The following is a 16,909-nucleotide window of genomic DNA, read 5'->3' as shown; positions in this document are numbered from 1 at the left end:
GAATAGAGCGAGAATAAAATAGTCCCAAAAGGTTAGCGGACGAACTTCCAAATTCAATATCGTAAACCTTCGCTTCTTTGTTGAATTGTAATAGTTTTTGTATTCGGTTTGAAATTTATCTGTGTCTTGCATTACTGATGGTCTTATTCGTTCGGTACGGTGAATAACGGTTAACGGTTCTACTTGTTGCTGTGCCGAAATAAACCGCAACACCTTCCAGTTACACTAAAGATATTAGAAACACCGGAACTTTAAAAAAGCACCAAAACCGGCATTGCCCCGTTTCTATCCGTAGAGTTCCGTAGGGCTCTACGGATTAACAAATAATCAAGAGTCTCCGACTCACTTAAACAAAATCTATCTCTATCAAGCCTTTTTCGTCTGTATAATAATCAATTCCTGAAGAATAAATATAATTCTGTTCATACCTTACCAATCCTGCCCTTAGTGGGTTTTCATGAAGATATTTTAGCTTTGATTCAATAATATTATTAGTATCACACTGCACAGGATGATTTTCCTGCTGCCAAAACTGATACTCTTCGTTTCTTTTATTTCGCTCCCCGGCTTTCTTAAAGATCCATAACATCCATCCTTTTCTGCTCTCTTTACTATTTTCAGAAATTGCTTTAATTATTTGGTTCGATGTGAACTTTTTAAAGTCTCTTAGTACATCCGACAATCTGTTGGGTTCAATAGTTGATACTATTAAATGAAGATGATTACTCATAATGCACCAGGCATGCACCTTTAGCCCTTTGTTCTTTTGGCAGAATCTTAAACTTTCTATTACTATATCCGCGTACTCTTTCCTTGAAAAAACATCAATCCATTGCACTACGGCAAACGTAATAAAATGAACTGCGTATTGATCTTTTATAGCATAGCCCTGTTCAGACATCAGGCTAATATACGTTTTTGAGAAATAGGTATGAGAGTCCGAGACTCTTGTTTATCTGTAAATCTGTAGAGACGCTAACGCTTAACTCTACAGACAAAAAGGGTTAGCCCGAATACTCTTTCTATGCATGCAATAAAAATCACAGGTCCTTAAACCTGCGATTTTCAATGATATGTCTTATGCAAGACTTTGTCCTATCAGCAGGTGGGTGCTTAGTACAATCCTGTTCCAGAGATTGATGGTAATAACTGCCATGATGATATCTGCAATTTGGGTCTCGCTAAAAAATTGCAAGGCCTTTGTGTAAGTGTCGTCTGATAATCCATTTTGATGGATTAACGTTATCTCTTCCGTTATGACCAATACTACTTTTTCTTCTTCCGTAAAAATACCCTCCGCTTCTCTCCAGGCATTCAGTAAAAAAATACGCTGGCTGGTCTCACCATTTTTGATTGCGTCCTGAGTGTGAATGTTGATACAAAACGCACATCCGTTAATTTGTGAAGCACGGATTTTGATAAGTTCCTTGGTTGTTTTAGATATAGAACACTGTGAAAGATAGGTTTCTAAGCCAATCATTGCTTTCAGAGCATTTGGAGCTACTGCCTTAATGTTAAATCGCTTTTGCATTGTATTATTCTTATAAAATTGTTCAATGCAAAAGTGAAAAATGAGAAAACGATAAAACTTAAACTGGTTTAAGAAATGCGCTTCTTACGGATTTCGCTTAGATATTCGGGGGTAAATCCTAAAAATGAAGCGAGTAAGTATTGGGGAATACGTTGGGCAAATTCGGGATACCTTTTAACCGATTGAAAATAAAATTCTTCTTTGCTAAGTGAGAAAAGATATTTGAAACGTACTTGGGCCGCTGCATAAGCCCGCTGGTAAACAAAACGAAAATAGCGCTCCATTATCGGAAATGCTTTTAATAGTTTTTCCTGATTGTCCTGTGTGATATAAAGTATCTCAGAATTTTCCACGGCCTGAATATAAAATTCTGAAGGAATTTTGTGTTCGTAAGCAATGTTGTCGGTCATCCACCAGGTTTCTATGGCAAATTCAGTGGTTTGTTCAACGCCTTTTTCATTGATGTAAAACTTCCTTAGCAAGCCGTTCAATACAAAATAATGATGCCTGCAAATTTGTCCTTCCTCTAATAAGTTTTCTTTTTTAACCACATCTTTCGTGTCAAAGAATTTTTTAATTTCTTCGAATTCACCGTTAGAAACTTGTACGAATTTGTCTATATGTTTTTTAAAAGTATTCAACTATTGGGTATTTGGAGTGTTGGTTTTAAGATTAAAGATAACGTTAACCGGGTTTGCGATGTGGTGGCATTCGGGAATCCATCAGCTTAAATTTATTGGTATAATTGAATAAAGTTCAATTGTTCGGCACTTTTTCGTCAGCTACCATATTGCAAACCCAATGTTGGCAGCTGGCTGGATTAGGAATTTACTTGCCTTTAACAAGTTCTCTTGTTGTATCTACCATGGTTTTCATTGTTTCCATAGCAGTCTTTGTTTTTATTTTTTCCGCAAGCCTTTCTTCGATAGGTGTTTTGTAGACGCTCAGAACAGCTTCCATAATAAGCTTATCCTTGTTTGTTAAGTCGTTCAATCTACTTGAATATGCATCAATAGTCAAAGCTACCGCTGATTTAAAAGCATATTCCTCCTGAAAATTTCTTTCTTTCCTATACTGATTAATTGCGAAGAGTAAAAGAAAAATAGCTGGAATGGATTTCAAAGTGTTCACTGCAAATGCTTGCCACCAAAGGTTAATCTCATGTATATCTGTCTGTCTTGAGAATAAAAAGAAAATCCATATTATCGTAGCTACAGCCATAACAGGAACAGCCCAACGCCAAAAATCAACAGACTTGTGTAGCTCTACTTTCCTTTGCTTGAAAGTTTCAAAGAGCGACGCTCCAACTTCACGACCAATGAGGTTCTCTAAATACTTTATCCTCTCATCAAAGAACTCCTTTTTACTTTCTACAAACTCTAAGTGTCCTTGATTGGTGGTTACTTGTTGATTGAATACGTCGATTTGTGAGAGGATAGTTTTTATATTCTCGTCTAGTTTGGCATTAGTTTCAGAATATGTCCCTTGCAAATCTTTGAACTTTTTGTCTGACTGTTGCTTATTTTGCTCCTGCTGTTCAAGTATAGAATTAAGCCTAGAATTTTGCTCAGTAGCTCTATTCAAAAGCTCTGCTATTTGTGATGCTTGCGAATTGCTAGTTGTCAGATTTGTGGTTATCTGATTTAATTCCTCTCTTTTTTGTGTTATTAAGTTCTGGATTTCCTTATTTGACGTTTCTAAGCTTTTGTATAATGCTTCTACTTCTTTTTGTTTATTAGAAATACTCTGCTGAGTTAAGTTCAATTTTTCTGCAAGAGCATTCAGTGAGGCACTTAGTGTCTCAGATGGTTTCTTGCCTGTTTTGGAATATATTCCATTTTCAACTTGATAATTTACTAACCATAATAGAAACTGTTCGGCAGAGGGAAAATTTGCCTGATTTGTATAGTTTAAAAGATTTTGCAGCTGAGTATCTACCTGAGCATTACCAAACTGGCCATGATTGTAGACTAGAGGAAGTATCATTGCAATTTCTCTATCATTTACAGCAGCTACAAATTGAGGGACTATTCTTTTTGTCAGATAAATAAACTCACCTAAGCTTAACTGGGACAGTTGAATGTTTTCCAAATCAGTTCTATCTGGATAAACTCTTGAAACTAGGTCCTCATAATTTACATTCTCGAATTGCCCACAAGTAGAAATGATACTTTGAACGGTTTGCTGGTTCATATTTATTAGTCTTGGTAATTTTTAGGCGACTGCTTGCTGCCAATGTAAAAGTATTTATGAAGTTGTGGCATTTGAAAAAACTTCCGTTTCAATTAACCACAAAAGCAAAATAGTAATTTAAAGTCGAATGCTTAACGTCCAGCCACAATTTTATAAACACACCGTTAGCTGTCGTTTTGCTCTTTATTTGTGGGAATTGAAAATCTATCTAATTCTGATAAAGCTTTAGCAATTTGTTCTTGGGATGGCTCTTCATCAATTCCATCTTCAATATCAGAAATTGTGTCCATCCAGTTACCAAACTCTTCATCTGAAAAGTCCTTCGCTTTTTTCCCTGCTTTCTTTTCTACAGCTTCAATCAGCTTTATTGTCAATGCTTTTATTTCATCACTTGGCTCACTACCATGAGCTTCAACAAATATGTCTTTTTCATACTCGTGAAAAACTGCAGCCTGTTTTACATAACGCGTTAAATAATAAAGTGCGCTTCTTTTGCTAACAGCGTCATAACCCGATAGGATTTCCTCTAAGTTTTGCATATAGTTAACCTATTTTAATTATGTCAAATAATGTGTGTGGAATATTTGAAAGAATATATTCATGTGAAAGTGGATTCGCTCTGTCTTTGATATCAACCTTCTGATAAAATGGAACAGCTTCGAGACGAGGAATGATGCACAATAATGGTCTAAATTGTTCATTCGTAGCCTTTTTTGAGATCGTTATGATCTCATCATGTTGTTCCTGAGTTATTTTTCCAGCTTTAAGTGCGTGATCAGCCCCTTTCCTAATCCCTTTTCTATTTAATTTAATTTTTGTGTTATGCAAATCTGCACCGTCTATCTCTTTCTTGAACATGTTGTATATTTCAATAGGAGATGAGCTTGGGGGGACAGTGAAGTGTGGTGACAAATAATCCGAACCAAAATAAGGAGTGCACCACAGATAATGTAAGTCATTATAGTAGCGTTTGTTGATGTTATAAGCAAGTGTACTCATTGTAGAGTACAGAATAGGATGTTTTATATCGTTTAAACTCATAAGCTTTTTATAGTTTAAGTCAAATGGCAGCTAACGATTGGCTTTACGCACACCTTCACATATTTTCATATAGGAAGGTGTACGAAACTAAAAATATTAAAACATAATTACTTATTTATCCTGCTAATTGCAAGCACTTTAAGAACACCAGGCTATAAAATAAAAAAGTCCTGCGCTGGCAGGACTTTCACTTTTTAAAGGTAAATTAAATTATTTCACTTTACCGGGCGCATCGTAAGGTAAAGTTTGTGGATCGAAGTTCGCCCATCCGGCAGACCAGTCTGTTGTACCGAATGCACCGCGGTAATCTACTTTCTCAAAAAACGCATCGGCTACTTTAGCGTCGGTAAATTTAGCACCGGAAGCGGCTGCAGAACCGGTTTTAACTGTAAAGTTAGGCGTACCGGGGTTTTTAAAGTCTGAAGCGTATTTGTAGGGATCGGTCATCACCGCATCTGCTAACAGGCTTGCATCAAATGTATTAGCAGTCCGTAAAGCGGTTTCAAATAGCGCTTTGTTATCCGCGTTGTCTCCTTTTACCTCGTTTCCTTTAATATTAGCGCCCAACACCAGGTTATTTGCAAAACCTAATCTTCCCTGTAAGTAATTCTCAATGGTTGATTTTGGAGTAGTTACTTTAGAAGCATCGATATAAACGCCTTCGGTGTATCCGACAAATACAGAGTTATAAGCGCTTATTGCCGAGTTTCTGCGAATTTGTACCGCATGCTGAAAGTTCTGATTAACATCACTCAGTTTGCTTCCGCTTTTAAGCGGGCCTAAAATAGTCACGTTAGAAAAAACAGCGCTGGTTTGCGGCGTTTTATCTGACCCTGAACCATCGTTATCAGACTCAAAACCGTTAGATCCGGAGATATCAGCTACCGTTGGATAACGTTGAGAAAGTGCAAACTGAATTTTTCCTGAATAACCGAAATCAGTATCGAAATCATCATCCCATGAACCAATTGCCAATAAGTGTTTCGCATTTACAGTTCCACCGAAAAACTCAAAAGAGTCATCCCCCGAACGGTAAACCTGAACATAATCAATTTCAGTACCCGAACCAACACCGCCCAATGTAAGGCCATTGATTTCATTATCAGGAGAGAAAGAAATACCGCCAAACTCAATACGAACGTACTTCAGTTTACCTGAATTGTCGGCAGCATCGGTGCCACCGTATGAAATATATTTCTTCTCATCGCCGTTACCTGTTGGAGTAAGCCCGCCTTCAATTTTAACATCGGTTCCCTGGTTTACCGGAGCTTTTCCTAAAATAATTATACCTCCCCAGTCTCCTTCACGACGGGCGCCTGCTCCCAGGTTCGAAGTGAAAACAATAGGCTGTTCTGCTGTTCCAACCGCGTTGATTTTTGATCCGCGTGTTACAATCAGCGTACCTTTAGTTGCTTTATCGCCTTTGATAATTGTTCCGGGTTCGATGGTCAGCTCCGCTCCATCTGTAACAAAAACAAAGCCTTTTAATAAATAAATCTTATCTGCTTTCCAGGTAGTTGCTGTTTTAATATCGCCTGTAACCTCCACTACATTTCCTGTTGGTGTGGTTCCGCCATCAACAGGGTCAACAACTTCATTTTTGGAACAGGAACCGGTAAATAATGCCAGGCCTACTAATGCCGGAATAATAAATTTTCTCACTTTCATTATATTAATTGTTTTTGTTGAGGCAAAGGAACACGATGAACTTTAAGCCATCGTGTCCTTACTATTATGAATTTGTTAACTGAGTATTTAGAAAGAATAAATAAATGTTAAGGAAGCATTGCGCCCTATTCCGTAACGTGAGAAGATCTCATCAGAAGAACCAGAGTATTTCTTATCGCCGTTATTATCAAAATAGAAAATATAATCTTCGTTCAGCAAGTCATTCAATCCCAATTTGATCTCGGCCTTATTCTTCAGCAGTTTATAGCCGGCGGTTAGGTCTATAACGTTTCTCGGGTTCTCCCATATACTTCCAAACCGGATACCGCCGGCACGAGTTATGCGCCGCCCTACCCTGTTGTACAATGCGTTTAATGTAAGGCGGTCGTGAAAAGCGGTGTGCATCAAACCTGCGTTAATCACAAACGGAGATTGCCCCACCATAAAGCGTTCTTTTTCCAGGTAGTCCTGGTCAGACGGATTGGAAACCTTCGAATGTATTACGGAAAGATTGGTATATGCGGTGGTATTCTTTGCACCTAAGAAATCAAGCGACTTCCTGACTTCCAGCTCGGCACCAAAACTGGTTGCCTCTTTAGTATTAAAGAATGAAAAGTCGGGAGTGGAATTCACATCGTAGATGCTTGGCTCAATGGCGTTTTTAAATCGCTTGTAAAATACCGAAACCGAAAGTATCTGCCCTGCCGAAGGGTATATTTCATAGCGCAGGTCGGCGTTATCAATAGAAGTTGGTTTCAAATTTGCATTACCAGAAACTGTCCCCAAAGCTTCGTAATCGTAGTAAGAGAAAGGAGCAAGTTCGCGGAATTCCGGACGAGCCAGTGTTCTGTAATACGATGCCCTGAAGTTAGATTTGGGATTTAAGCTGTACGTGAAGTTTACAGATGGCAGCAAATTCAGATACGAACGGCTCAAATTCATTGGAGCATTGGTTACGGTAGCGGAATTCAGGTTTAAATTAAAGCTTTCTGCCCGTACACCCCACACGATCCGTACTTTTTCATTTAAACGGTCATCCAACATACCATACGCGAATCCTGTTAAAGAGTTAGCATTGTATTTATCCGAATTGTTGGATATTTCATCCAGGCGATAGGCTCCCGAGTTTATCAGTTCCTGGCTATACAATTGTGTAACGGGAAGCGTTCGTATGTCGTTTGCGTTGGCATAGTTATTATCCAGAACCAAACCCAGGAGGCGTGCCTGAAAGTCCCGTTCCCGGTATTGTGCTCCTGCACCAAATTTCAGATTAGCGGTTTGGTTGAACATTTTTGCCGGAGCAGTATAATTAACTCCTGATGAGTAAATATTTTCCGAAAGGTCTGAAAAAAGGCGGTTGTTCTCTTTCCCGATGCTGGTATTGCTTGCAGCAAAAGGATTACCGGAACCGGCCTGTCTCAGGTAACTTATTTTACGCTGATCGGGCTGATCATTCATGATGTTGCTGTAAGCGATGTTCCAGTTAATCTTGCTGCTCTTATCGCCTATTTTGTGCTCGCCTTCCAGTGTAGATTTAAACAGGCTTTTTTGAAGCAGATCGAAGGCATAATATTTTACCTCGCTGCCCGCACTGTTGTTTATCCCTGTACGATAAGTGAACTTATCATCAAATATCCGGTTATAAATATTTTTAAAGGTGAACTTGTTGCGTCCTTTGGTATAGCCAAAATTTGCAAGTCCACCTATTGCAGTGCTGAAAACGTTCTGGTCATCCTGGTAATTATACTCCCAGTAGTTTCGGCGCTGATTGCCGATGCTGTTTTGAGAATTGCGGTACGTTAAAGATAGTACCGCACCGAGGCGTCCATTATCACCGGAAAGCTCTTTTACTCGTCCAAGAGTAAACTGATAATTTTGATTAGGAGCCGCATTTCCGGAATATAGCTTCCAATCAGCAGGCATAGACCGCAAAGCAGAAATATTCTGCTGCGGGTTCAGATTGATGGTTTGATTTGTATTGGCCGGAAACCCAGAAGGCAATTGCCGGTTAGGATCAGCAAACCCTAAAAAATCGCTCGCATTACGGGGGCCATAATAGAAATTATTAAATGTCGACTGAGTATTGTATCCCCAGCCGGCACCAATGGTAGTAAAATCTTTCGAAGGAATGTCATTTGTAGTGATCTGTACGGCACCTCCCGCAAAATCACCTGGTAAATCAGGTGTGGCGGTTTTGCTTACTATAATATTATCTATCAGGTTTGACGGAACAATATCAAACGAAAATGCTTTCCGGTTAGGTTCGGTACTTGGCAAAGTGGCATTATCAAGCATTGCTGTATTATAGCGGTCGCTCAAGCCCCGCACTACTACAAATTTATTATCCTGGATGGTTGTGCCGCTTACGCGTTTAAGTACTTCGCCAGTATTTTTATCCGGGCTTCTTTTTATAGTTTCGGATGAAACTCCGTCTGAGATACCCGCCCTGTTTTTTTGCTGGGCATACAAAGCGTTTACAGTTGCCTGTTTGTAACTCGCTGTTACTACCACCTCTGCAAGCATTTTACTTGAAGCCTGCTGCATAATAACATCCAGTGTAGTTGCATTGCCGGCACTAACTGTTACATCTGTAATTCTTTTTGGCTGGTAGCCCACATAGGAGAAATTCAGGCTGTATTTACCGGGCTTTAATGAATTGAATACAAATTTCCCGTCCAAATCAGTTGATGTCCCTCCCGTTATCCCTTCAATTTTAACAGTAAGTCCTATTAAGGTTTCACCTGTTTTTTCATCTGTTACTTTTCCAACTAACTTTCCTGCCTGTGCGTAAGCTTCATTTACATGAATACTAACAATAAAAAGCAGACATAAAATTTTTGAAATAAAACTTTTTTTCACTCTTGCTCGATTTAATTTGAGCAAAAGTATTACCGGAATGTTACCTCAATATTACACAGCAATTAAGGAAAGGTGATATAAATGTTAAGCTAATATTAAAGCAGTTGAGAATGAGTACAAAAGCGGATTTACGGCGAAACTAATACCGCACCCCAAACTTTTTAAACACAAAATGAAGCAGCCATAAAGGGCCAACCAATAAAAACTTCAGGTCATCTAAAAACGATGGCTTTTTTCCTTCTATTTTATGCCCTATGAACTGTCCTATCCACGAAAGAATAAATATACCCAAACAAACTACCCAAACTTGTGGCCAGCCATGATTGTCGCGAAGTTTTTCAAGGCCAACTATCCCTGCCGAAAACGCGAAAATTAACAGGATATAGGCATAGCATAAAACCGGCGATAGCCTGTAATAATAATATCCTGCAAATGCTATGAGGAAGGTAGCCCAGTTTACAAATCCGTTGTATTTTCCGAGAAAAGACAAGTAAGGAAAGGGAGCGGACCAAACCAGGCCCAACAAGCTAAACATGATCAGCGGAACACAAAACCAATGAATTAATTTATTAACGGGGTTTTGATGGGATAAAGAATACTGAGTAAAAAGCTTATCAATTGGGCGTAAAGCCGGAGTTTTTTTCATGCAATTATTTAAGCATAAAATTGAAGATAGCCAGTACAGAACCGACAATGGCTAAAAACTGAATAACTCCAACAATAAAAATGGATTTATGCAGGTTAGCGATTTTATCCGATAAGCTGATTTCTACATCTTTAATTTTTTCTATTAACTCCACTTTATCTTTTTGAGTAAGGAACAAATCTTTACTTACCTCGAACTTATGATTTTGCTTATCGTCAATTTCACTGAGAACATCTGAAATAAAAGAAGCATCATCTTTCGAAAAATTATACTTCGTTAAGATTTCAGCTACTTTATATTTAAGGGTTGCTTCCATATTGCTTTTAATTATAAATATAAAAAATATAATTATGTTTTATAATCGGCATCCAAAGGAAGAAGATATTCCGTCGCTATTCCAGAATATCATTTCTACTCACAAGAGCTTCTACTGGTTCAAGTTGAACCAATCCTGCAAATTTGTTTAACTTTCCTATTTAGCGTAAGAGACCGACCTCGTTTCACGGATTACGGTAACTTTTATCTGGCCCGGATAGGTCATTTCAGTTTGAATACGGTTTGAAATATCGGTAGCCAGAATCTCCGCCTGCGCATCATTTACCCGTTCGCTTTCAACTACTACACGTAATTCGCGGCCTGCCTGAATAGCAAATGTTTTTTCTACGCCGGGATAAGAAAGTGCAAGTTCTTCGAGCTCTTTCAATCGTTTGATATAACTTTCCACCACCTCACGTCGTGCTCCGGGACGGGCACCTGAAATAGCGTCGCAAGCCTGGATAATCGGAGATATCATGGAAGTCATTTCGATTTCGTCGTGGTGCGCTCCTATTGCATTACACACTTCCGGGTGTTCTTTATATTTTTCAGCCAGCTGCATCCCTAAAATTGCGTGAGGTAATTCGGGATTATCGTCAGGCACTTTTCCTATATCATGTAAAAGTCCTGCTCTTTTAGCAAGTTTAACATTCAATCCTAACTCCGCAGCCATGGTTGCGCAAAAATTAGCCACTTCTCGTGAGTGCTGCAATAAATTTTGTCCGTAAGAAGAACGATAGCGCATTCTTCCTACCATACGTATCAGTTCCGGATGCAGGCCATGAATACCAAGATCGATCACAGTACGTTCGCCTATTTCCACGATCTCTTCTTCAATTTGCTTTTTTGTTTTAGCAACTACTTCTTCAATACGTGCAGGATGGATACGGCCATCGGTAACAAGGCGGTGAAGGGCCAACCTGGCAATTTCGCGGCGAACCGGGTCAAAGCCTGAAAGTATAATTGCTTCAGGAGTATCATCCACAATGATTTCTACCCCGGTTGCAGCTTCAAGCGCCCGAATGTTCCGGCCTTCACGGCCAATTACACGGCCTTTTATTTCGTCATTTTCAATATTGAAGATAGAAACTGTATTTTCAATTGCCGCTTCGGTTGCTGTACGCTGAATAGTTTGAATAACTACTTTTTTGGCTTCTTTAGCAGCTGTAAGCTTCGCCTCATCAACAACATCCTTAATCTGGATCATTGCCTGGGTACGGGCCTCTTCCCTAAGTGTATCAATCAGTTGATTTCTTGCTTCTTCGGCAGAAAGGCCGGCAATAGTTTCCAGTTGCCTGATGTGCTGATTTTTCAGTTGCTCTACTTCTTCCTGTTTTTTCTGGGCAACTTCTATCTGTTTTTCCAGATTCTTCCTGGTGTTGTCCAAATCAGCTTCTTTCCTGTTTACATTCTCCAGGCGCTGATTTAACGATTGCTCCTTCTGCTTAATCGTATTTTCTTTCTGCTGAACGGTATTATTGCGTGAATTTACTTCCTGCTCATGTTCGGCCTTCATTTGCAGAAACTTTTCCTTTGCTTCAAGAAGCTTGTTCTTTTTTAATATTTCCGCATTATTCTCTGCATCTTTTAAAATCTTTTTAACCTTATTCTGAGCAGCTATCTCCTGGTTTTTAAGTAAAGACCGGAGCATAAAACGCCCGATCACTACTCCGACCGCCAATCCTAAAAAAATGTATAGTATTATTTCCATAAAATCTGATAATAAAAAACCGCAACTAAAAATTTAAGCTTCATGTATTATAAACTTCATCTTACAGGCTTCGAGTTCTGGCGCCGGTCCAACCGGTTAACCGATGACCTAACCTTTTAACTCTTCTGATATTGAAGTGTTAAGTTTTAAATAGTGAAACTTAAAAATTTAACTGCGGTTAAATCTTTAACGCTCATAAATATACAAAGAACTATATTACTTTGCGAAAAAATCTTTCAGCAATTGATCCAATTGATAAACTTTTTCCGCCACGTCTGTATCTTCATTCATAACTTTTTTCTCTGCCTTTAATGTAGTGGTGGCATAATGCAGTACACACATTGAAAGCAAATCCTGTTTATCACGAACCGCATAATTTTCCTGATATTCTTTTATACGGTCATTTATCAATTTAGCAGCCCGCCGAACTATTTCCTCCTCTTCCATGTTTATCTTTAGCGGATAAACCCGGTCAGCAATATTTATTTTAATTGAGATTTCTCCCATTTGAGCTTAGTTTCACTTGTATTACTTTTTAAGCAACACAATACACTTATCTATTTCCCGCACAAATTCGTTAATTTTTTGCTTTATGTCAAGAGTTTTTTCGTTAGCTCCTTCTAATGAACGGGCTAATTTTACGACTTTCAACTTTTCTTCCAGCTCTTCAACTCTTGCCTTTCCCGATTCGGCCAATGCTTTCAAAGATTTATTCTCCTGCTTAAGCAAGGCATTCTCTTCCTGCAAAGTTTTACTTAACTCTATTAATTGTTGAGTTCTGTCAATTATGGAATTCAGTTGGTTTGCTGTAGACATACATTAATGAGTGATTTATTGATGGAATGATTGATTGAGTAAATGAAACAATCACTTCTTTTTTCCCATAGATATACTTTTTCTTGCAGTTGCAACTACTTTCAGTATTTCATTAGCTTCGCTTAAAAGATTATTAATTTTCTCAATATCTACAATATGCGCATCTGCAAGGACTTCCATCCAAAATGCCGATTCATCTGCTTCTTCAACCACGGTGGATAATTTTGAGAAAAATTCTGCCTGGGATCTCGCTCTGCATGCCGCCCGATAATTAGCTCCAACCGAAGAAGAAGACCTTAATAATTGTTTCCCTATGATTCGGGCTTCATCAGTTTTAGGTAAAGACTGAAAGAGACTTATATTATCTATAACAAATTTTTTTGTCCTTTTTTTGAATTGCTCTGCAAATTGAATTTTATCCATTTTAATATTGGTTACAGCAGGAATCAATCCATCTATCCTTCAATCAATCATTAATTAATTAAGTTTACTTCCTCACTTCTGCGCCTGCTTCTTTCTCGAAATTAAAAATTAATTTCTGCATTATGCCATCAATTTGTTTATCGGTAAGCGTTTTCTCTTCATCCTGAAGTATAAAGCTAAGGGCATATGATTTCTTGCCGGCAGGAAGTTTTTCGCCTTCGTAAACATCAAAAATACGTATATCCTGAAGTAGTTTTCGCTCTGTTTTTTGCGCAATTTGTTTTAATCGGCCAAAGGAAACAGATTTATCAAGAAGCATGGAAAGGTCTCTGCGGACTGAAGGAAAACGTGAAATCTCTTTATATACGATTTTATTTTTTCTTATGCTTTTTAATACCAGATCCCAATCAAAATCAGCATAAAAAACTTCTTTTTCTATGCCCATTTTCTTAAGCTCCTGTTTATTTACACTCCCAAATGCGACTAAAACCTTCTCTCCTTTTTTATAATTCAGGCCGTAAGAAAACTTTGTATCCTGCAAATCGTCGGCATTTATATCTCCGATGTTTAATCGCTGCAAAACACCATCGACAAAAGCTTTTAAATTGTAAAAGTTACCTGCAGTCTGCGGCCCGCTCCAGCTTTCGCCTGAAAGAAATCCTGTTAAAAACAAGGCCAGCCGCTGCGATTCCTTATAACCCTCGTGAGTAGTAAAGTACGTTTTTCCGAATTCATATAGTTTCAGATCGCCCTGCTGCCGGTTTTGATTATATGAAATAGTTTCCAGGCCGCTAAACAATAAAGACTGGCGCATGCTATCCAAATCACTGCTTAATGGATTAAGGATTTTAACCAATTGATCAGGATCTTCGGAATAAGCGGATTTAGTAAGCGAATTGGTAAGTATCTCAAAAAACCCATTTGCGGTTAGCATATCTGAAACCTGGTTCTGAACCACTTCTTTATCCGGCTTGGCAGCAAAGTTTAAAGAAGCCCTTATCTGTGCGGGGATTTCGATGTTGTTATAACCATATATCCGCAGAATCTCTTCTATAACATCCACTTCCCGTGTTACATCTACTTTAAAAACGGGAACAGAAAGACGAAGCGATTCTTCATTTTCCTCCAGTATTTTTATCCCTAAACCCTGCAAAATAGCTTTTATTTCTGAAGCCGGGATCTGCTGTCCAATTAATCGGGCTACATTCTTATATTCAAGCGTTACAGCAAAAGGCTTAAATGGGTTCGGATAAAAATCGTTTATATCGGATGATACCGTACCGCCTGCAATTTCTGTAATCAACTGAGCCGCTCTTTTAATAGCCAGTACTGTAATTTCAGGATCGGCACCGCGTTCAAAGCGAAACGACGCATCTGTTTTTAAACCATGGCGCTTGGATGTTTTACGAATGGAAACCGGATTAAAATAAGCGCTTTCAAGGAAAACATTTTTAGTACCTGATTTAATCCCTGAATCTTCACCGCCGAAAACACCGGCTATACACAGTGCGTTTTCCTGGTCACAAATCATCAGATCTTCCTGAGACAGCTTGCGTTCAACTCCATCCAGAGTTGTGAAAGGTGTTCCTTCCACACAATTTTTAACTACTACTTTTCCGCCTTTAATACCGTCGGCGTCAAAAGCGTGTAGCGGCTGTCCTAGTTCATGTAAAACATAATTGGTAATATCTACCACGTTATTAATTGGGCGGACACCAATTACATTCAGTTTGTTTTTCAGCCAGTCGGGAGAATCTTTTACTTCAACCCCTGATATAGTAAGTGAGGTATATCGCGGGCATGCCGCTTCATTTTCAACTGAAACCGGAACGGATAAATTGGTGTCTCCCTTTTTAAAGCCGGAAACATCCGGCAATTTTACCGAAATTTTTAACCATGCTGCCAGATCTCTGGCAACACCTAAGTGCGAAGCTGCATCTGCACGATTGGGAGTTAACCCTATTTCAAAAAGGTAATCGTCTTCTATTTTAAAATACGCTTTCGCTTTGGTTCCTGGTACAGCGTCTTCAGAAAGCACCATGATCCCTGCATGCGATTGCCCCAGCCCGATTTCGTCTTCTGCGCAGATCATTCCTTCAGAAACTTCTCCGCGAATTTTCGACTTATTTATCTTAAAAGGCTCACCCGAAGTTGGATAAACTGTTGTCCCTACGGTTGCCACAACTACCTTTTGCCCTGCGGCAACATTTGAAGCTCCGCAAACTACCTGTAAGTCTTCTCCTGAGCCAACATCAACTTTTGTCACTTTTAACCGATCTGCATTGGGATGCTGGCTACATTCCTTTACAAATCCTATAACCAGCCCTTCCAAGCCCCCCGGCACTGATTGTACTTTTTCCAGACTTTCAACCTCTAAACCAATATTGGTCAGGATGAGTGAAACTTCTTCGGGAGTCTTTTCTATATTAATAAATTCTTTGAGCCAGTTGTAAGAAATCTTCATGCTTGTTATAATGAAGCGCAAAGATAGGAAGTTGACGGCTAATAGTTAAATAAAAGCGGAGAGCTGAGAGCAAAGAGTTAAAGGCTTAGAGCAGGCCTTCGTCGGCAAAACTATAGTAACCGGTATTGGAAAAAATTAAATGATCTAAAACTCCTATATCAAGCATGTTGCCAGCTGATACCAGTTTTTGAGTTAAGGCAATATCGGACTGACTAGGTTTCAAATTTCCTGAAGGATGATTATGTGTTAAAATAATTGATGCAGCATGGTTCTCCAACGCAGTTTGAAAGATAATTTTCGGATCGGCAATGGTTCCGGCCTGGCCTCCTTTACTTATGAGATGGCGTGACAACACCTTATTAGCCCTGTTGAGCAGGATAATCCAAAACTCCTCATGGTTCAAATCATTAAAATAGCGATTCATTAATTGATAAATATCCCTGCTCCCGGATATTTTAGTTACATTTTCTATTTCTGTATCTTTTCTCCGTCGGCCCAGTTCTAAAGCTGCAATAATTGAAATTGCCTTTGCCTCGCCTATTCCCTTAAATCGCGACAATTCTGCAACTGATAGCTTTCCTACCTTATTCAGGTCATTCTCCGAAGCATGGAGAATACGTTTACTTAATTCAACCGCGGTTTCGTTTCTACTGCCCGAGCCAATGAGAATGGCTATTAGTTCAGCATCGGTAAGTGCCCTACGGCCATGTAACAGCAGCTTTTCACGGGGGCGGTCTTCCTCAGCCCATGCTTTGATTGTAATCCTGTCGCTATCGAATTGCATTTCATAAATTTAAAAAAATAGCGTATAAAAACAAAAAAGGCATTGGTTTCCCAATGCCTTTTAAATAAAAAGAAAATATTTTACTGTAAAGCGTTAACGAATTTTGTTAACTTGGATTTATTATTAGATGCTTTATTTTTATGGATAACGTTCTTTTTTGCAAGGCGATCAAGCATAGAAACTACTTTTACCAGCAACGGAGCTGCCTCTGATTTGGTTGTAGTTGCACGTAATTTCTTTATTGCGTTACGAGTGGTTTTTGCCTGATAGCGGTTACGTAAGCGCTTAGTTGCATTTGCTCTGATTCTCTTAATCGCTGATTTATGATTTGCCATTTGTAAGCTTTTTTTCCGTATTATTTTTGTAAGTACCGATAAATATCGGGATGCAAATATAGGAGGCTATTTTTTAAAATACAAGCAGAATTTAAAATTAAATCAGCAAGAAATATAAACGCT

General features: G+C 38.8%; 17 protein-coding genes. All 17 read right to left on the bottom strand.

The window, feature by feature from the left end:
- Positions 1-346: 346 nt before the first annotated feature.
- Positions 347-901 carry an REP-associated tyrosine transposase gene (locus ACLCDL_RS07635; RefSeq protein WP_423147693.1) on the bottom strand — a complete coding sequence of 185 codons (555 nt, stop codon included), beginning with the start codon at positions 899-901 and terminating at the stop codon, positions 347-349.
- 177 nt (positions 902-1,078) lie between these two features.
- Positions 1,079-1,531, bottom strand: a complete 453-nt coding sequence (locus tag ACLCDL_RS07630) for a carboxymuconolactone decarboxylase family protein (RefSeq protein WP_423147692.1) — start codon at positions 1,529-1,531, stop codon at positions 1,079-1,081.
- A gap of 68 nt (positions 1,532-1,599) precedes the next feature.
- Entirely contained in the window at positions 1,600-2,172 is a 573-nt protein-coding gene (locus tag ACLCDL_RS07625) for a Crp/Fnr family transcriptional regulator (RefSeq protein WP_423147691.1), read from the bottom strand.
- A 187-nt stretch (positions 2,173-2,359) separates the two neighbouring features.
- The gene (locus ACLCDL_RS07620) at positions 2,360-3,724 is read right to left on the bottom strand and encodes a hypothetical protein (RefSeq protein ID WP_423147690.1); all 1,365 of its coding nucleotides are present in this window, start codon (positions 3,722-3,724) and stop codon (positions 2,360-2,362) included.
- Between the two features lie 164 nt (positions 3,725-3,888).
- Positions 3,889-4,263: a hypothetical protein gene (locus tag ACLCDL_RS07615; RefSeq protein WP_423147689.1), complete on the bottom strand. Its 375-nt coding sequence runs from the start codon at positions 4,261-4,263 to the stop codon at positions 3,889-3,891.
- 4 nt (positions 4,264-4,267) lie between these two features.
- A complete protein-coding gene (locus tag ACLCDL_RS07610) occupies positions 4,268-4,582 on the bottom strand; it encodes a hypothetical protein (protein WP_423147688.1) in 315 nt (104 codons plus the stop codon).
- 393 nt (positions 4,583-4,975) lie between these two features.
- On the bottom strand, positions 4,976-6,433 hold the full coding sequence (locus ACLCDL_RS07605) for a hypothetical protein (RefSeq protein ID WP_423147687.1): 1,458 nt from the start codon (positions 6,431-6,433) through the stop codon (positions 4,976-4,978).
- Positions 6,434-6,520: 87 nt separating this feature from the next.
- Positions 6,521-9,292, bottom strand: coding sequence for a TonB-dependent receptor (locus tag ACLCDL_RS07600; RefSeq protein WP_423147686.1), 2,772 nt, complete (start codon positions 9,290-9,292; stop codon positions 6,521-6,523).
- Between the two features lie 139 nt (positions 9,293-9,431).
- A complete protein-coding gene (locus ACLCDL_RS07595) occupies positions 9,432-9,938 on the bottom strand; it encodes an Mpo1 family 2-hydroxy fatty acid dioxygenase (protein ID WP_423147685.1) in 507 nt (168 codons plus the stop codon).
- 4 nt (positions 9,939-9,942) lie between these two features.
- On the bottom strand, positions 9,943-10,254 hold the full coding sequence (locus tag ACLCDL_RS07590) for a hypothetical protein (protein WP_423147684.1): 312 nt from the start codon (positions 10,252-10,254) through the stop codon (positions 9,943-9,945).
- A 156-nt stretch (positions 10,255-10,410) separates the two neighbouring features.
- On the bottom strand, positions 10,411-11,964 hold the full coding sequence (gene rny, locus ACLCDL_RS07585) for a ribonuclease Y (RefSeq protein ID WP_423147683.1): 1,554 nt from the start codon (positions 11,962-11,964) through the stop codon (positions 10,411-10,413).
- 216 nt (positions 11,965-12,180) lie between these two features.
- Positions 12,181-12,471, bottom strand: coding sequence for a cell division protein ZapA (locus ACLCDL_RS07580; RefSeq protein ID WP_423147682.1), 291 nt, complete (start codon positions 12,469-12,471; stop codon positions 12,181-12,183).
- A 21-nt stretch (positions 12,472-12,492) separates the two neighbouring features.
- A complete protein-coding gene (locus ACLCDL_RS07575) occupies positions 12,493-12,780 on the bottom strand; it encodes a hypothetical protein (RefSeq protein WP_423147681.1) in 288 nt (95 codons plus the stop codon).
- Between the two features lie 51 nt (positions 12,781-12,831).
- Positions 12,832-13,203 carry a four helix bundle protein gene (locus ACLCDL_RS07570; RefSeq protein ID WP_423147680.1) on the bottom strand — a complete coding sequence of 124 codons (372 nt, stop codon included), beginning with the start codon at positions 13,201-13,203 and terminating at the stop codon, positions 12,832-12,834.
- A gap of 64 nt (positions 13,204-13,267) precedes the next feature.
- Positions 13,268-15,667, bottom strand: a complete 2,400-nt coding sequence (gene pheT / locus ACLCDL_RS07565; RefSeq protein ID WP_423147679.1) for a phenylalanine--tRNA ligase subunit beta — start codon at positions 15,665-15,667, stop codon at positions 13,268-13,270.
- 85 nt (positions 15,668-15,752) lie between these two features.
- The gene (gene radC / locus ACLCDL_RS07560; protein ID WP_423147678.1) at positions 15,753-16,451 is read right to left on the bottom strand and encodes a RadC family protein; all 699 of its coding nucleotides are present in this window, start codon (positions 16,449-16,451) and stop codon (positions 15,753-15,755) included.
- A gap of 80 nt (positions 16,452-16,531) precedes the next feature.
- Positions 16,532-16,786 carry a 30S ribosomal protein S20 gene (gene rpsT / locus ACLCDL_RS07555; protein WP_423147677.1) on the bottom strand — a complete coding sequence of 85 codons (255 nt, stop codon included), beginning with the start codon at positions 16,784-16,786 and terminating at the stop codon, positions 16,532-16,534.
- Positions 16,787-16,909 lie beyond the last annotated feature (123 nt).

The organism is Rubrilithobacter danxiaensis, from assembly GCF_047272945.1.
In the GTDB taxonomy this organism is placed as follows: domain Bacteria; phylum Bacteroidota; class Bacteroidia; order Sphingobacteriales; family Sphingobacteriaceae; genus Rubrolithibacter; species Rubrolithibacter danxiaensis.
The sequence above is the reverse complement of the archived record's forward strand: the minus strand, read 5'-3'. Positions and strand labels throughout refer to the sequence as shown.

What these genes read in the sequence shown, in the direction of transcription:
- ACLCDL_RS07610 (WP_423147688.1), bottom strand. Translation starts at nt 4,582, where the DNA reads ATGTTCAAGAAAGAGATAGACGGTGCAGATTTGCATAACACAAAAATT.
- radC (WP_423147678.1), bottom strand. Translation starts at nt 16,451, where the DNA reads ATGCAATTCGATAGCGACAGGATTACAATCAAAGCATGGGCTGAGGAA.
- ACLCDL_RS07630 (WP_423147692.1), bottom strand. Translation starts at nt 1,531, where the DNA reads ATGCAAAAGCGATTTAACATTAAGGCAGTAGCTCCAAATGCTCTGAAA.
- ACLCDL_RS07570 (WP_423147680.1), bottom strand. Translation starts at nt 13,203, where the DNA reads ATGGATAAAATTCAATTTGCAGAGCAATTCAAAAAAAGGACAAAAAAA.
- ACLCDL_RS07620 (WP_423147690.1), bottom strand. Translation starts at nt 3,724, where the DNA reads ATGAACCAGCAAACCGTTCAAAGTATCATTTCTACTTGTGGGCAATTC.
- ACLCDL_RS07635 (WP_423147693.1), bottom strand. Translation starts at nt 901, where the DNA reads ATGTCTGAACAGGGCTATGCTATAAAAGATCAATACGCAGTTCATTTT.
- ACLCDL_RS07590 (WP_423147684.1), bottom strand. Translation starts at nt 10,254, where the DNA reads ATGGAAGCAACCCTTAAATATAAAGTAGCTGAAATCTTAACGAAGTAT.
- ACLCDL_RS07615 (WP_423147689.1), bottom strand. Translation starts at nt 4,263, where the DNA reads ATGCAAAACTTAGAGGAAATCCTATCGGGTTATGACGCTGTTAGCAAA.
- pheT (WP_423147679.1), bottom strand. Translation starts at nt 15,667, where the DNA reads ATGAAGATTTCTTACAACTGGCTCAAAGAATTTATTAATATAGAAAAG.
- ACLCDL_RS07580 (WP_423147682.1), bottom strand. Translation starts at nt 12,471, where the DNA reads ATGGGAGAAATCTCAATTAAAATAAATATTGCTGACCGGGTTTATCCG.
- ACLCDL_RS07595 (WP_423147685.1), bottom strand. Translation starts at nt 9,938, where the DNA reads ATGAAAAAAACTCCGGCTTTACGCCCAATTGATAAGCTTTTTACTCAG.
- rpsT (WP_423147677.1), bottom strand. Translation starts at nt 16,786, where the DNA reads ATGGCAAATCATAAATCAGCGATTAAGAGAATCAGAGCAAATGCAACT.
- ACLCDL_RS07575 (WP_423147681.1), bottom strand. Translation starts at nt 12,780, where the DNA reads ATGTCTACAGCAAACCAACTGAATTCCATAATTGACAGAACTCAACAA.
- ACLCDL_RS07605 (WP_423147687.1), bottom strand. Translation starts at nt 6,433, where the DNA reads ATGAAAGTGAGAAAATTTATTATTCCGGCATTAGTAGGCCTGGCATTA.
- rny (WP_423147683.1), bottom strand. Translation starts at nt 11,964, where the DNA reads ATGGAAATAATACTATACATTTTTTTAGGATTGGCGGTCGGAGTAGTG.